We start from the raw sequence: 14,288 nt of genomic DNA, 5'->3' as shown, positions 1-14,288 counted from the left end.
TTCCGTATTGTTACAGGTTGATGACAAACAGTCCATTTCATAGTCTACCATCATTTTCGTCCAGCGACTACTGTCCTTTCCGGAAAGTATGCTATCATGGGATTTCAAATCTATTTCTCAGTGAAGGATGAACCCTCATGAACAATCAGCGCTGGCTGTCTGCAAGCTTTTTCGCATTTTTCTTTACATGGGGAATTTTCCTGCCTTACTGGACAGGCTGGCTGACGCTCGAAAAAGGTCTCTCGGTGTCAGGTGCCAGCGTGATCATGGGTGTCGGTATGGCGGCCCGCGCACTCACCACATTCCTCGTCTTTCCTGCGCTGACACGCCGTGCATCCCTCCGTACGATCACCCAGTGGCTCGCGGCCGTTTCACTCGTTTTCGCGGTGCTCTATATTCCGGAGTCACCAGTCTGGGTGCTTGCAGCTGTCACGATCCTGTTCAGCGCCATCTATCCGATGAGCCTGCCCGCCGCAGAAAGCGGGGCTACGCTGCTGATGCAGACCGAGCGTATCCATTACGGACGCAGCCGCTCGTTCGGCTCGATCGGCTATACAGCTGCATTGCTCCTTGTCGGCGCAGCGACGAGCGTCTGGGGCGAACAATCGATTCTCTACCTGATGATTGCCGGTCTTGCAGCCGCTCTCCTGTTTTACACGCGTCCGGCACCGGCTGCTTTGCGTACGGTACCGAAACGGACGGAGAATGATGGCGGGCACGCAAAGTTACGGACGCTTTTCAGGACAAAAGGATTCTTCACGATCACTGTCCTGGCCGTTCTTCTGCAGGGCGCCCATGCCGCCTATTACAGTTTCGGATTCATCTACCTGGATGATCTTGGGGTGTCCGGCATTTGGATCGGGGTCATCTTGAATGTGGCCGTCCTGTTCGAGATCGTTTTCTTTCGGGTATCTGACAGGCTTCTTGCAAATGTGAAGACGTCGACGATGTTCCTCATCGCGGGCATCGGTTCAACAGTCCGCTGGTTCCTGGTCTTCCTGTTTCCGATCACACCGGTTTTCGTCCTGTCCCAGACTCTCCATGCCATTTCGTTCGGTGTGGCCCATTATGCATTCGTCCATTACATATCGTCCCGGCTGCCGAAACAGCAGATCGCTCCCGCTCAAGGGATGTATGCCGCGTTCGCGATGAGTCTCAGTACAGCTGTCCTGACCGTACCAGCCGGCTATCTGTATGATTTTTCACCGGGGCTTGCCTTCTTAGGGATGGCTGTCTGTACGATACCCGCTGTCCTGATCGTCCTGGCGACACGGAACCGATTGCACTACTGAAAAACGGAACGGCCATGCTGCCTTCAGCATGGCCGTTCCGTTTGTTTGCCTGTCAAATCATCCTTAAAATAAGGACGACCGCTAACGCGACAGTAAAGAGGATGGACAGGCCCTGCATCCAGCGTGCTTCCCGCACGGCCCCCTGTCCCCGGAACTGTCTGGCCCGTGCACTGTTCGTAAGAGCGAACAAGGCGATCATCCCGATCAGCGCATTCGGGAAATCCAGCCTGATGATGAAAACAAGCGAAAACAGTCCTGCCGCTACAATGCCGATTCCATATAACCAACTGATGTTCATCGGATCACCCTTTCCTCCTGTGCTATGTATAAAAAGAAGCCGGAGCGAAAGGCCCCGGCTTGTGCACATCAGCAGATCATTTGCTCTTCTTCTTGCCCGTGTGCTTTTTCTCATCAGCCGGATCGACAATTTCAACATCCACCTGACCATCCGGTTCGACTTCCAGCTCAGCTGCCGTATGTTTGTAGTAGAACTTGCGGCCCAAATATGTCTGGAAAATCATGAACAGACCGCCGACTGCCCAGTACAGCGGAAGTGCTGCGGCGACACGGTAGGAGATGAACATGATCATGATCGGAGAAATGTAGACGAACAGTTTCATCTGCTGTTTCTGCTGCTCCGGCATTGTCCAGAGTGAGACACGTGCCTGGACGAAATAGACGGCTCCGGCAACCAGCATCATGATGATATCCGGCTTCCCAAGCTCAAACCAGAGGAACTGATGGCTTTTGATCGTCTCATCGGCATACAGGATGGCGAAGTAGAGGCCCATGATGATCGGCATCTGGATGATCAGCGGCAGACAGCCCATATTGAGCGGGTTGACATTATGCTTCGAATAAAGGCCCATCATTTCCTGCTGCAGCTTCATCTGCTGTTCTTTGTTGCCCGCTTTCTGCGCTTCCTTCATCTGTTTCTGGATGACTTCCATTTCAGGTTTCAGTGCATCCATCTTCACTTTCATTTCCTGCTGAGATTTATAGTTCTTCAACATGAGAGGCATCAGCAGCAGACGGATCGCCATAGTGATGACGATGATTGCGAGACCGTAGCTGCCATTGAAGGCTTCCCCTAAATTATGGAGCAGCCATTCCATCGGTTTGACGAATATCCCATAGAATGTCCCCCGCTGTTCCTGAACACTTGTACAGCCGCTCAGCAAAACAGCAGCTGTCGCCAACATTGTCACAAAGCCAATTCTTTTTTTCACAAAATCCACCTTCGCTATTTTCAAACTATCAGCATATCCGGCATATCCGTCGACCGACTGGACACTGACGGAAATTTCAGAACGTCTGACAAACTTTTGTCCCTTCAGAAAGTATACCTCAACCCGATTCACAATTACAATGAAACCCATCAGAAATAAACAGACACGACAAGAAGCCTGCACGCATCACTGTAATCAGCGTATGCTGCAGGCTCGTGCGTTATGAAATTGCGGCAGTCCGCAGGATTAGCACCCTGCCTTCTTAGGCTTTATCCGAATCCTTCTGAGCTTCGCCGGATTCAAGGTTGTCCGTTATGCTCTTATCGACCTTCTTATGATACAGTCCATCTTCTTTCGATTCCTTGCTCTTATCTTCCACTTCCTGATTATAATAATGTACGCTCGTCTGTGCGCCTTCTTCCACCATCTTATTATCCTGGAAGTCATAAGGATCCGACAGACCAGCTTTTGTATCATCGGAATACTCGGCTTTTTTCGACTGGACAAAAGAGTCCACTTTCGTCATCAGGTTGTTGACGGCCACTTGTGCCTTGTCCCGATTCTCTTTTTTACTGAAATACGCATAAGCGCCCGCTGCAAGTGTTGCAAGCAATATCCCATTACGTTTTTTAGCCATATGGATCAATCCTCCAAGTTTTTACTGACGTTATCGATATCATATATTCGAATCGTATAGAAAGTATACCCTGTATCTTCACAACAAAACTCACGGGACATTTCATTTTCATGACAAGTCTGACTATCCCTAGTCTTCGGTCCATCATTTTGTTATGATAAAAGAAAGGAATGTTGAGGTGAGAGCACATTGATTCGCCAAATGATCGAAGAAGATATTGCCGCTGTCCAGCACATTGCCTATGATACGTGGAAAGATGCATTTACTGAATTGCTGCCGGAATCTGTGCAGCAGAACTACTTGGCTGGCGCCTATTCCGCGCCGATGATGGCCAAGCGGATGGAAAAGACGGAAATCCTGATTGCCGAGTCCGATGGCCGGCCGGTCGGATTCCTGAATATGACGTTCGTCGACCAGGATGGTGATTCAGAACTGACGGCCTTGTATATCCTGCCCGAGTATCAGCGCCGCGGAATCGGCCGGGAACTGTTCAAGGGAGCGCTGTCGCTGCTGGAAGGGGCATCCCGTCTGTATATCTATGTCGACGACCTCAATGACCCGGCAAAAGCATTCTGCGAAAGCCTCGGCTTCGAACTTCTCGATGTGTTCGATGAAGAGTTCGAAGGGGTGCCTGTCGAAACAGCCCAATATGTATACGCACTGCGGCAGCCATCCGCTGTCTGCGTATAAAAAACTGGAGCGGCCGATTCGGCTGCTCCAGTCCTGTTTTACAAGGGCCGCATTCCGTCGTCTCCCGGTGGTGTGTCCGTCACAAGCGGATCCTGGTAGTCGCGCGGCGGCAATGTCTCTTTCCGCGTCAGGCACATGATGCCTGCAACGTAGAGCAGGATCGATGTCAGTGACACAATCCCTGCGGTCAGTCCCGCTATGATGAACAGGATGCCTGCCAGTTTCGGATTTTTGTTGTTCCAGATCTTCACGAGTCCGAAAATGTTGAGCATGAGACTGATGAGGAAGAACACGACAACGAACCAGAGGAACCCGCCAAATGCGTCGAACATATTGAAGAACATATCAATGTCCGCCGGCGTCATCGCCGGGTCGGAGTAGAGTTCCATCTCGATCTCCTGCCTGAAGTCCGCATTGGTGGTGAACATGCGGAAGATGACCGCGCCGAAAACTGCGCCGAAAATACTGATCACCGTAAATACGATGCCGATGATTCCAAGTACGCGTTCTGCTGTCCTGCTCAAATAAATCGCCTCTCTTTTTCTATTGATAGTTACCTATACGCATGATAGCACAAAACGTTTCACATTTCGTTCACTAAAAAAAGCGGACTGCTCGTTGCTCAAGCAGCCCGCTTTTTTCATACGGCAGGATATTCATCTGTTCATGCTTTTACATCATTATACTCATCATACCGGTTGAATGCTGTTACAACATAGGAGCAGACAGCCTCCATCTTGTAGTTGTGCTCTCTCGCATAGCCGGCTGCACGGTCCAGCAGTTTCTTTGCAACACCGCCGCCTCTCAGATCTTCGGACACATACGTATGGTCCATCACCATGACATCGCCAAGAAGTGTCCACGTGATTTCCGCTTTCTTCGCTTCATCCTGTACATATTGGAACGCATATGCATCGCCGCCAAGCTCCTTCAAGTCAAATTCCATGAGAACAGCCTCCTTTTTTTCCTATGCTACCAGATTTGTCCGTCAGCTCAAACATTCCTGCCCGGGTCATTGGAAAATCGACTTCACTGAATCGACCAGACCATTGAAGAAGTCCTTCACTTTTTCCCAGAAGCTCGGGTCGATATCGCCAAGTTTCTCTTTCACCTTGGAAGCCATATCATTCAGTTGATCGGACAGCTTCGAGAAATCGATATCCAGATTCCGGATCCGGTCCATCAGGTCGATCAGCAGCTGACGGTCGGCATCGCTCAGTTCGATTTTGTGCTTCTCGAGCTGTTCTTTAACGATGCGCTCGACATCTTCTTTCGTTGCAGGATTTTTGTCCGCGATCTGCTGTTTGATGTCCGTCAGAAGTTCGGCGACTTTTTCTTTGTCGACCCCTTCCCCGGACAGCTTTGTTGCAACTTCCAGTTCGTCGTTTGCGACGTCGGTGCGCTCTTTGTCGAGCGTCTCGCCGCTCACTTCATATGCTTTGTAGATACCGACGAGTGCCGAGTGCCCCGATACTTTCTTCGGAGCTGCCACATCGACCTTCGCATCCTCGATGCCGGCGGTCAGCATAGCCGTTGCATACATATCCGGCGTTACTTGCGTAATGTTATCTTGTGTAACAATCGTGATGACTAATCCTTTTCCTGCATCCTGTCTCATTATTTTCGCCGAGGAATACATGCGTGCATTCGGATCGCCGTCTTTGATATACGTGACCAGGTCCTTGCCTGTCACGTCGATTTCTTCGACTTCCGCCTCTTCGTCCACTTTCAGACTTTTCTTGACGCTCGCCTGTTCATCTTTGGAAAGGTTGGCGCCATAGACGACAATCGGCACGCCCAGTTTCTCATTGATGGATGAATCGGCCGAAACAGCGCCCGGCACAAGCAGTCCCACTGACAATACGGCAGCAAGGCCTGTCATGAATAGTCGTTTCATTCGTCTACCTCCTCGTTTCCAATAGATACGATTCCCGTCAGGAAAAGGTTCCCGGTTCACTCGGACAGACGGGTCCAGCCGTCCTGCTGAGCAGCCTTGCCGTCTTTCATCAGACGGCCGAGCGCCCGCTTGAACGCACCCTTGCTGATGCCGAACATTTCGGCGATCTCTTCAGGTTCCGACTTATCGGTGAACGGCATTTTGCCGCCAGCTTCGTTTAAATAACCGAGAATCATCTCAGCATCATCATCGAGCCGCTCCTGTTTGCGCGGCATGAGGGAGCCGTTCAATGTGCCGTCTTTTTGGACGTCGATCACACGGACGGACAGCTCCTCACCGAGACGGGGTTCCGCCAGCATTTCAGACTCATGGACGAAAATCCGGAACTTATCCGGAATGCTGAGGAGGAATGAGCCGACCGGCAGCAGCCGGTATGGGCGTGCTGTCAGGTTTTCATTCATGCGCCAAGGTTCCGCAAACCCGATTTCCTCCAGGACACGCTCTTCTGTCACAAGCCGTCCGAAAAGATTGCCGCCCTGGTCGGTCCGGAGCGTCATGTAGAGGGCATCATCCGTTTTCGGCCACAGCTTGCGGACACGCGGCAGATCCGCCTTATTCACCAGGACTTCGAAGGAAGCCCCGATATCGACGTATGCCCCTTCCCGGTCATCGACGCGCAGCACACGCGCCCACCCATATGAACCGACTGTCATGGAAGGCAGCTGCATCGTCGCTGCCAGCTCCCCCCGTCTGTTATTGAACAGGAAGACATCGGCATGGTCCCCCGCCTGCAGTGTTTCGGGTGCTTCTGAAGCATTCATATAGACTTCCTCATCGCCCACCGTCAGGCGCCATCTGGAGCCTTCTTGCTCCTGCAGACAGGCGGACTGGATTGTACCCGCATATAATTTCGTCATAATAATCTCCCATTTCCTTAAGTTTGTGTCCGTAAACTCACACGCTGCGATCTTTCAGCTGCGTCACAAAGTCCTGATCTTCCCTCATCGCCTGCACCAGGTCGGTGATCCTGTCCATCGCATCCCAGCTCAGGTGATGCTCGATCCCTTCGACATCGCCATAGATATTCTCCTCTTTCACACCGATGATGCGTAAAAACTGTTCCAGCAGCTCATGGCGCTGCACAAGACGCTCGCCGAAGTTCTGGCCCCGGCCGGTGAGAGCGATGTCCTTATACCGCTCATATACGACATACCCCTCCTTATGGAGACGCTGGGCCATCTTTGTAACCGAAGACGGAAGGACGGAAAGCGATTCCGCCACATCCGACACGCGCGCCTGTCCTTTCGCTTCGATAAGCAGATAAATCTGTTCGATATAATCTTCCATACTCGGTGTTGCCAATCCAAACACCTCCAAGTGCATTTGTAGCTGTGCGAACCCGATCGCAAAACCTGATGGGTTTACATCATTTTATCACGGGGTAACTATACACCATAACCAATTCAACCGATTGCTGAAAGGAGTGAACGGCATCATGGGCGGATTACTTTGGATTATCATTGTAGCACTACTTGTATTCTGGGTGCTCGGTCTGGTAGCACATATCGGCGGAGGCCTGATTCATATCCTTCTTGTTATTGCACTGATCATTTTCATCATCAACTTGATCACCGGAAGGAAAAGGGTTTGAATAAAGGGATGCCAGGCAGTTTGTCCGGCATCCCTTTTTTCTTGTGCCTATTGGCTCAGTTTAGCATAGATCACGGTGTTGCGGAGATCCGTGCCGTCTGCAGCACGTGCATCGTTCTTCAAGATCGCTTCCAATTCGAAGCCGAGCCGTTCAGCGACGGCGCGGCTTTTTTTGTTCTGCTCATCACACCGGATCTCCACCCGCTTCGCGCCGAGCTCCTCGAACGCGAACTGCGTGATCCGGCCGGCCGCTTCGGTCATCAGACCTTTCCCTGTGAACCCTTCTGCCAGCCAGTAGCCGACTTCGAATTTCGGGACGGACCAGTCGATCCTGTGAAGACCCGACGAACCGGCGAATTCCCCGGTTTCTTTGTCGAACAGATGGAAACGAAGATCCTTTTTTGTGATGAAATCCGCTACCGCCTGCCGCGTCACTCGTTCGGTCTCCGCAAGTGACGGGATATGCTGGGCCCAGTCCATCCATTCTTTAAGGCTGCTGAACGACTGCAGCACGGCGTTGTTCACATCAGAGACATCCTCGACATGGGGCATACGGATCAGCAGCCGGTCGGATTCGAACCGATCCGGAAAGTCGGGGATTTCCGGAACTTGCTGTTCTTCCCCGCCGCTGTCTTCCCAGACGACCGGCGTCTTCTTCCCGGCCATGTAGTCTTCACGCGTGATTCCATAGGTGATGGCATCGTAATAGCGGTCTTCCTCTGGGGAGAACCATGCCTGCCGCAGGTGCCCTTCTTTGACGAAGCCTGCCCGTTCGAATGTTTTTCTCATGGCCAGGTTGTCGGAACGGGTATGTCCTTCAAGGCGGATTTTGCCCTCCGGCAGCCCGAACACGTAATCGGTGATGAGCCGGAGCGCTGCCGCCCCATAGCCCCGTCCCCTGTATTGATCGGCAATCCGCAGATCGAAGAGCGGGATGTCATCCTGCATATCGTGGATCTTTGCCAATCCGACTTTCTCCCCCTGATCGTTGACGAGCCAGAAGGTCTTCACTTCATCCGATTCGTATCCGCCTTCCCGGATCGCTTTTTCGATCAGCTGCCGCCCGGAATTCCGGGTTGCATGGAACGGCCACGTATTTGTCGTCAAAAAGTGGATGAGCTGTTCTTGTTCCACCATCGTCCATTCGTACAGTTGCATAATAAGGATCCCCCAAACGCCTGCTTCTTATTTCTGTATGCGCATGAGCCGCAGTGAGTTCAGCACGACCAGCAGGGTGGCGCCCATGTCCGCGAAGATCGCAATCCACAGCGTCAGCCAGCCTGGGATGACAAGAAGCAGTGCAGCAATTTTTAGTCCTACTGCAAACATAATATTTTCTTTGATGGTTCGCAATGTTTTTCGGCTCAATTGCACAGTATAAGGCAGTTGTTCCAGATCGTCGGCCATCAGTGCGATGTCCGCCGTTTCAAGCGCAGCATCGGTGCCGGCACCGCCCATCGCGATGCCGACGGACGCTGCTGCAAGTGCAGGCGCATCGTTGACACCGTCGCCGACCATGGCGACACGCTGTTTCCCCCGGCTCAGACTGCGGATTGCAGTCAGTTTGTCTTCCGGCATGAGTCCTGCACGGACGTCATCCATGCCGAGTTCTTTAGCAATCGATGCAGCGGTGTTCGGGTCGTCCCCTGTCAGCATGACCGTCGACTCGATACCGATCGCTTTCAATCGTTCGAGCACCGGACGGCTCTCGGGTCGGATCGGATCGGCGACCGCGAACAATGCGGCGAATGCACCGTCGATCACTGTGCCCATCACCGATTTCCCTTCCTGCTGGAGACGTTTTGCTTCGGATGCCGCGGTTGCTGGCAGCTCGGTAAGCTCTTCCACCCACCGGATGCTGCCGACAGCTACCTGCCTGCCTTCCACATCTGCCATGGCGCCTTTACCCGTGACGGACTGGAATTGTTCGGACTTCACTTCCTCTGATCCCCGGGCGTCCGCAGCATTGACGAGCGCGCGTGCGAGCGGGTGCTGTGACAGCCGCTCGACAGCGGCGACGCTGCGCAGGACGTCCTGTTCATTGAATTCATCTGCTGTAATGATATCTGTCACTTCCGGGTAGCCTTTTGTCAGCGTGCCTGTCTTATCAAAGGCGACAGTCCGGATGTGCCCCATTTCTTCAAGATGGACACCGCCCTTGATGAGTACGCCTTGACGTGCAGCGTTGCCGATCGCCGTGACGATGGCGACAGGTGTCGAAACGACGAGTGCGCACGGACAGCCGACAACCAGAACAGCGAGCCCCTGGTAGATCCATGTGTGCCAGTCGGCGCCGAACAGCGGCGGCAGGACGGCTGTCAGCGCGGCAATCGCGATGATGGCCGGTGTATAGTATTTTGCGAACTTGTCGATGAACTGCTGGGACGGCGCTTTTTCCGCCTGCGCATCCTCGACAAGGTGGACGATCTTCGCGATTGTCGTATCCTCGACCAGTTTCGTGACCGTCACTTCAAGCGCCCCTTCTTCGTTCAGGGTGCCTGCGAAAACGGTATCATTCAGCTTTTTGACGACAGGGATCGATTCCCCTGTGATTGCCGCCTGGTTCACGGTGGAACGTCCGCTTGACACGGTGCCGTCCATAGCGATTTTCTGGCCCGGCTTGACGATCAGCACATCACCGATCCGGATCTCCTCGGTCGGCAGTTCGATCGTCCGGCCATCGCGCAGGACTTCGGCGGACGGCGGGGCGATGTCGACCAGGCTGCTGATGGACTGCCGGGCTTTGTTCATGCTGTAGGATTCGAGCGCTTCACTGATCGCGAACAGCAATACGACGACGGCCGCTTCCCGCCACTCACCGATGATCGCCGCGCCGATGATCGCAATCGTCATGAGTGTATTCATGTCGAAATCGAGGCGGACAAGATTCTTCAGTCCGTCGATGAACATCGAGGTGCCGCCGACAACGATGGCCGCTGCGAACAGGAGGATTGCCGTCAGGTTCGTTTCGCCATACTGGTTTGAAACGAACAGTCCGGCCACCAGTAAAACAAGGGAAATGAGCGAAACGATGTTTTCCCGTCTTTTGAAGAACGGCGTTTTCGGCGTCGGTTTCCTCTGGGTGACCGGGACGACCCGGATGCCGTCGAAAGCACCGGCTGATTCGAGTTCCTGGACGGTCGCATCACCCGCAAACGACAGTTTGCTTGCGCCGAAATTGACAGTGGCAGCTTCCACTTGCGGCAGCCGGCTCACATTCTTTTCAAATTTGGCTGCACAGTTGGCGCAGCTCAAGTTTTCAAGCCGGTATTCATTCTGCTTAGTGTCCTCCATCCAGTTCACCTTCCATCGTATGTTCGTGTGCAATTTTCACAAGCTGGAATACATGCTCATCCGCGAGGGAGTAATACACCATCTTGCCTCTCCGTTCGGAACGCGCCAGTCCGTTCTCTTTCAAATACCGCAGGTGATGTGAGGCTGTCGCATTCGAGGCACCGATGATCGCCCCGACATCGCAGACGCACAGTTCCTCTTTCAACGTCAGGGAGTACGCAATTTTCAGGCGCGTTTCATCGGCAAGCGCCTTGAACAGCTGCACCATGCCGCCGACCCGCGGCAGTTCCTGCTGTATACCTTCCACCACTTCGTCATGGACGAGTTTCTCATCGCACGTATCGATCATCTTCAATAGGACCGCTCCTCTGTAGTTGTTATTCAAACGATGATTTGATTGTACGTTCAGTATATGCCGGACAATTCGGTTTGGCAAGCAAAGTCAAACGGGCATTTGAACGTTAAGGAATGACCTGCCGGGAACTTTGGAAATCGCTTGCTTGGCAGAGAGGCTTAGCAGGCGATTTTCGGCTCACAGGTGATTTTTTGGCTGAGTCGCAGTTGGGCTTGTGCTTATTGCACAAAGCTCCCCAAGTTCAACGCCATCGTGCAATTAAGACGCCTCTTTTTGCACGGAGCTCTCCAGTTTCACCGCCGTCGTGCAATTAAGACGGCCCTTTTTGCATGAAGCTCTCCAGTTCGCCGCCGTCGTGCAATTAAGACGCCTCTTTTTGCACGGAGCTCTCCAGTTTCACCGCCGTCGTGCAATTAAAACCTCTCGCGCGGACACGCAGCATCGTGCCGCGCAGAAACGGACACTTCAAGATCTTCCCTCTCTTAAGCACAACCCTGAATCAGTCCTCCGTCATAACGAACAACGGACAAACCAAAAAACCGGGGACTGTGCGAAGTCCCCGGTTCCATCAATTCGCTGTCAATGTCAGCACATGGCCATCTTTCACCGAACCGTCCGTAACGGTTTCATGGAAGTCCCCTCGGACCCAGTCGTCCGCCTGGTCGTGGAACCATTCGGACTTCAGGTGGCCGCTCTGGCCCGGCCCGACAATGTGATATGCTTTGGACAGATCATTCAGATCCGCAACGAAGCGCCAGGACGCGCCGTGGTTTGCACTTCCATCCTCCTTGAACGAAGCGGCCTGCACAGTGATCCCCGATCCGCCGACCGGCTGGCGGTCCGGGTCCAGGAAGCGTGCAAGCATCGGCGACGCACCGGACAGCGGATGCGGGAACACCAGCTGATGATAGTCGCCCCACTGCCATTTCTCCGGATTGTCCCCGTAGTCCTCTTTCAGACCTGCGATCGTCTTTTCAAACGCGTCGTACACCCATCGGTCAGCACCGCCGTAGTCCGCCACCCAGGACGGCGCCTCGCCGTCATATGAATTGCGGAGGAATTGATCGGTCAGCTGTGGCTTGCCGGGCATGAACGCATAGACGTCTTCCGGCATATCCGGCGCGAACATGAGTTTCGGCAGCTGCGTCATCCACTTATGGAAAATCAGCGGCTGCGGCGACTCTGCGGTATCGACCTGATCCCACTCCCTCATCTGCCGGAGAATCCCTTCGTAATGTCCTTTCCGGTCCATCTTCTCAGCGGAGCCGAGCATCCGGTCCAAAAACTCCCCCGCATGCAGGTTCTTCTGATCCATCTGCAGCGCCATCATGTCGTCCGCCGTGAAATCATCGCGGTCCCTGAGCACTTCCGCAATCCGTTCGTACCGGTACGGCTGCGCCCAGAACTTCGTTATATGATACGGATACTTCTCATCGACCACTTCATTGTTCGCTGTCGCAATGAACCCTTCCGGCGGATTGACGAGCGTCGGCAGTTCATCATACGGTACGTAGCCCTCCCAGCCGTATTCGGAAGAGTTGCCCGGCACCGGCAGCTGTGCATCGCCTTTCTTGCGGATCGGGATCTTGCCGTTCGCTTTGTAGGCGATCGTCCCGTCTTTCGATGCAAACACGAAGTTCTGTGCGGGCGCGCTGAATGATTCGAGCGCCGTTTCAAATGACTCCCAATCCTCCGCTTTGTTCAGATCCATGACAGCTTCGAGTTCGTTGCTCGCTTCGAGCGCCGTCCATTGCATCGAGAACACGGCACCCGGTTTTTCATTCTCATAAATGATATCCGTAATGACCGGTCCGTGACGGGTCACGAGGACTTCGAACGGGACATCGTCTTCCCCTTTGACTTTGATTGGTTCATCCCGCACGTCCGCCTGCTCCCACTTCCCGTCATACTCGAACTGGGTCGGGTCGTCCGGGTTCGGGATCTCGATATACAGATCCTGCACGTCAGGTCCGACGTTCGTCACGCCCCAGGCGATCGTGTCGTTATGTCCGAGGATGATGCCCGGAATCCCGGCGAAGATGACACCGCTGACGTTCTGTTCCGGCGATGTCAGATGGATCTGATGCCAGACAGACGGCGTGCTGAGCCCGAGATGCGGGTCATCCGCGAGCAGCGGCTTCCCTGATTTCGTCTTGTCGCCGGAGACGACCCAGTTGTTGCTGCCGTTGAATTCAGGCGGCAGCGTATCAGGGTCGAACTGGTCCGCTACCGCAACCGGATTGGCCCGATTTGCCTCCATGATCGATTCGGCATTCTCCGGATAGGTGATGAACAGCTCCTTCGCCTTTTCCGCGGGATAGTGATTGAGTGCCCAGTGCCGCATCGCCTGCGGTGTCCACTTGCCGCCGAGATCGTACGCCATGTACTTGCCGATTGTCAATGAATCGATCGGTGTCCAATCTTCCGGTTCGTACCCGAGCAGCTTGAACTCATACGACAGTTTCCCGTTCCCTTTCACCTCGTGGATGAATGCATTGACCCCTTCTGCATACCAGTCCAGGACCTGTTTCGCATCGACACTGTACGTATCGTAGGACTTTTCCGCCGCATCTCGCAGGCTGAAGGTCCGGAACCGTTTATCCGTATCAACCGCTTTTGCCCCCACGACTTCCGCCAGCCGTCCGCTCGCCTGTCTGCGCGCCAGGTCCATCTGGAACAGACGGTCCTGGGCATGGACATACCCTTGCGCCCGGTAGAGATCGGCGTCCGAGGCGGCTTCGATGTGCGGCACACCGTCCGAGTCCCGTGTCACTGTGACATCCTCATCCAGGATGGTAACGGATGCTGTCCCTTCAATGACCGGTTTGGACTTCCCTATGTAAACGTTTACAAAAATGAGTGCTGCAGCTGCCAGGGCGACAAGTACACCAAGCACCCATAGGCCGATCTTCAGCGGACGGCCCATCGATTTCTTTTGTTGCCTGCGTGTTCCCACTGCTATTCCCCCTTTTCTCTTCCCCTTACTATCTATTCGCGGTCAGGAAATAAAATCCCTCCGTTCCTGTGAAGAATTTGGAAATTACCGATGTTCCAGAAAATAGAGGGCATCCTAATGGCAAATGTTCCATTTAAGTTGGATGCAGACCTTGAGAATCCTAGACGACAGCCTAAGGGCTACAGCTTTATGAGCGCTTTTCCAGGTTTGTGATCATTTTTCTCGTTTTATGATCATTTCCGTGATTTATGAGCACTTTTTCCGGTTTATGATCACTTTCCGTGATTT

General features: G+C 53.5%; 15 protein-coding genes. 3 read left to right on the top strand and 12 right to left on the bottom strand.

The window, feature by feature from the left end:
- Positions 1-137: 137 nt before the first annotated feature.
- On the top strand, positions 138-1,292 hold the full coding sequence (locus tag BN1190_RS03500) for a 3-phenylpropionate MFS transporter (protein WP_040285602.1): 1,155 nt from the start codon (positions 138-140) through the stop codon (positions 1,290-1,292).
- 52 nt (positions 1,293-1,344) lie between these two features.
- On the opposite strand, the gene BN1190_RS03495 is transcribed toward BN1190_RS03500, so the two are convergent.
- The 3 genes from BN1190_RS03495 to BN1190_RS03485 form a co-directional block, all read right to left on the bottom strand.
- Positions 1,345-1,590 (bottom strand): hypothetical protein, encoded by a 246-nt coding sequence (locus BN1190_RS03495; RefSeq protein ID WP_040285601.1) that lies wholly within the window; start codon positions 1,588-1,590, stop codon positions 1,345-1,347.
- 76 nt (positions 1,591-1,666) lie between these two features.
- Entirely contained in the window at positions 1,667-2,521 is an 855-nt protein-coding gene (gene yidC, locus BN1190_RS03490) for a membrane protein insertase YidC (RefSeq protein ID WP_052461676.1), read from the bottom strand.
- Between the two features lie 262 nt (positions 2,522-2,783).
- Complete coding sequence (locus tag BN1190_RS03485; RefSeq protein WP_040285600.1) at positions 2,784-3,158, bottom strand: hypothetical protein; 375 nt, start codon at positions 3,156-3,158, stop codon at positions 2,784-2,786.
- Positions 3,159-3,347: 189 nt separating this feature from the next.
- On the opposite strand from BN1190_RS03485, the gene BN1190_RS03480 reads away from it, so the two are divergent.
- On the top strand, positions 3,348-3,848 hold the full coding sequence (locus BN1190_RS03480; protein ID WP_040285599.1) for a GNAT family N-acetyltransferase: 501 nt from the start codon (positions 3,348-3,350) through the stop codon (positions 3,846-3,848).
- A gap of 38 nt (positions 3,849-3,886) precedes the next feature.
- On the opposite strand, the gene BN1190_RS03475 is transcribed toward BN1190_RS03480, so the two are convergent.
- The 5 genes from BN1190_RS03475 to mntR form a co-directional block, all read right to left on the bottom strand.
- Entirely contained in the window at positions 3,887-4,372 is a 486-nt protein-coding gene (locus BN1190_RS03475; RefSeq protein ID WP_052461668.1) for a DUF4064 domain-containing protein, read from the bottom strand.
- Between the two features lie 140 nt (positions 4,373-4,512).
- Positions 4,513-4,794 (bottom strand): GNAT family N-acetyltransferase, encoded by a 282-nt coding sequence (locus tag BN1190_RS03470; RefSeq protein ID WP_040285598.1) that lies wholly within the window; start codon positions 4,792-4,794, stop codon positions 4,513-4,515.
- A 66-nt stretch (positions 4,795-4,860) separates the two neighbouring features.
- Positions 4,861-5,745 carry a DUF1002 domain-containing protein gene (locus BN1190_RS03465; RefSeq protein WP_040285597.1) on the bottom strand — a complete coding sequence of 295 codons (885 nt, stop codon included), beginning with the start codon at positions 5,743-5,745 and terminating at the stop codon, positions 4,861-4,863.
- Positions 5,746-5,801: 56 nt separating this feature from the next.
- Positions 5,802-6,662 (bottom strand): CvfB family protein, encoded by an 861-nt coding sequence (locus BN1190_RS03460; protein ID WP_040285596.1) that lies wholly within the window; start codon positions 6,660-6,662, stop codon positions 5,802-5,804.
- A 37-nt stretch (positions 6,663-6,699) separates the two neighbouring features.
- Entirely contained in the window at positions 6,700-7,107 is a 408-nt protein-coding gene (gene mntR / locus BN1190_RS03455; protein ID WP_040285595.1) for a transcriptional regulator MntR, read from the bottom strand.
- A gap of 133 nt (positions 7,108-7,240) precedes the next feature.
- Here mntR and BN1190_RS14795 point away from each other — a divergent pair, with 133 nt between their 5' ends.
- Positions 7,241-7,396: a lmo0937 family membrane protein gene (locus tag BN1190_RS14795; RefSeq protein WP_144036067.1), complete on the top strand. Its 156-nt coding sequence runs from the start codon at positions 7,241-7,243 to the stop codon at positions 7,394-7,396.
- Positions 7,397-7,443: 47 nt separating this feature from the next.
- On the opposite strand, the gene BN1190_RS03450 is transcribed toward BN1190_RS14795, so the two are convergent.
- The 4 genes from BN1190_RS03450 to BN1190_RS03435 all read right to left on the bottom strand — a co-directional run bounded on the left by BN1190_RS03450 (position 7,444) and on the right by BN1190_RS03435 (position 13,970).
- Entirely contained in the window at positions 7,444-8,553 is a 1,110-nt protein-coding gene (locus tag BN1190_RS03450) for a GNAT family N-acetyltransferase (protein ID WP_040285594.1), read from the bottom strand.
- 27 nt (positions 8,554-8,580) lie between these two features.
- Positions 8,581-10,689 carry a heavy metal translocating P-type ATPase gene (locus tag BN1190_RS03445; RefSeq protein ID WP_040285593.1) on the bottom strand — a complete coding sequence of 703 codons (2,109 nt, stop codon included), beginning with the start codon at positions 10,687-10,689 and terminating at the stop codon, positions 8,581-8,583.
- Positions 10,676-11,038, bottom strand: coding sequence for an ArsR/SmtB family transcription factor (locus BN1190_RS03440; RefSeq protein WP_040285688.1), 363 nt, complete (start codon positions 11,036-11,038; stop codon positions 10,676-10,678). The genes BN1190_RS03445 and BN1190_RS03440 overlap by 14 nt, the downstream gene beginning before the upstream one ends.
- 574 nt (positions 11,039-11,612) lie before the next feature.
- Positions 11,613-13,970, bottom strand: a complete 2,358-nt coding sequence (locus tag BN1190_RS03435; protein WP_040285687.1) for a penicillin acylase family protein — start codon at positions 13,968-13,970, stop codon at positions 11,613-11,615.
- Positions 13,971-14,288: the final 318 nt, after the last annotated feature.

This window comes from Sporosarcina koreensis, from assembly GCF_000826145.2.
GTDB lineage: Bacteria > Bacillota > Bacilli > Bacillales_A > Planococcaceae > Sporosarcina > Sporosarcina trichiuri.
This window is presented reverse-complemented; position numbering and strand designations above follow the sequence as displayed.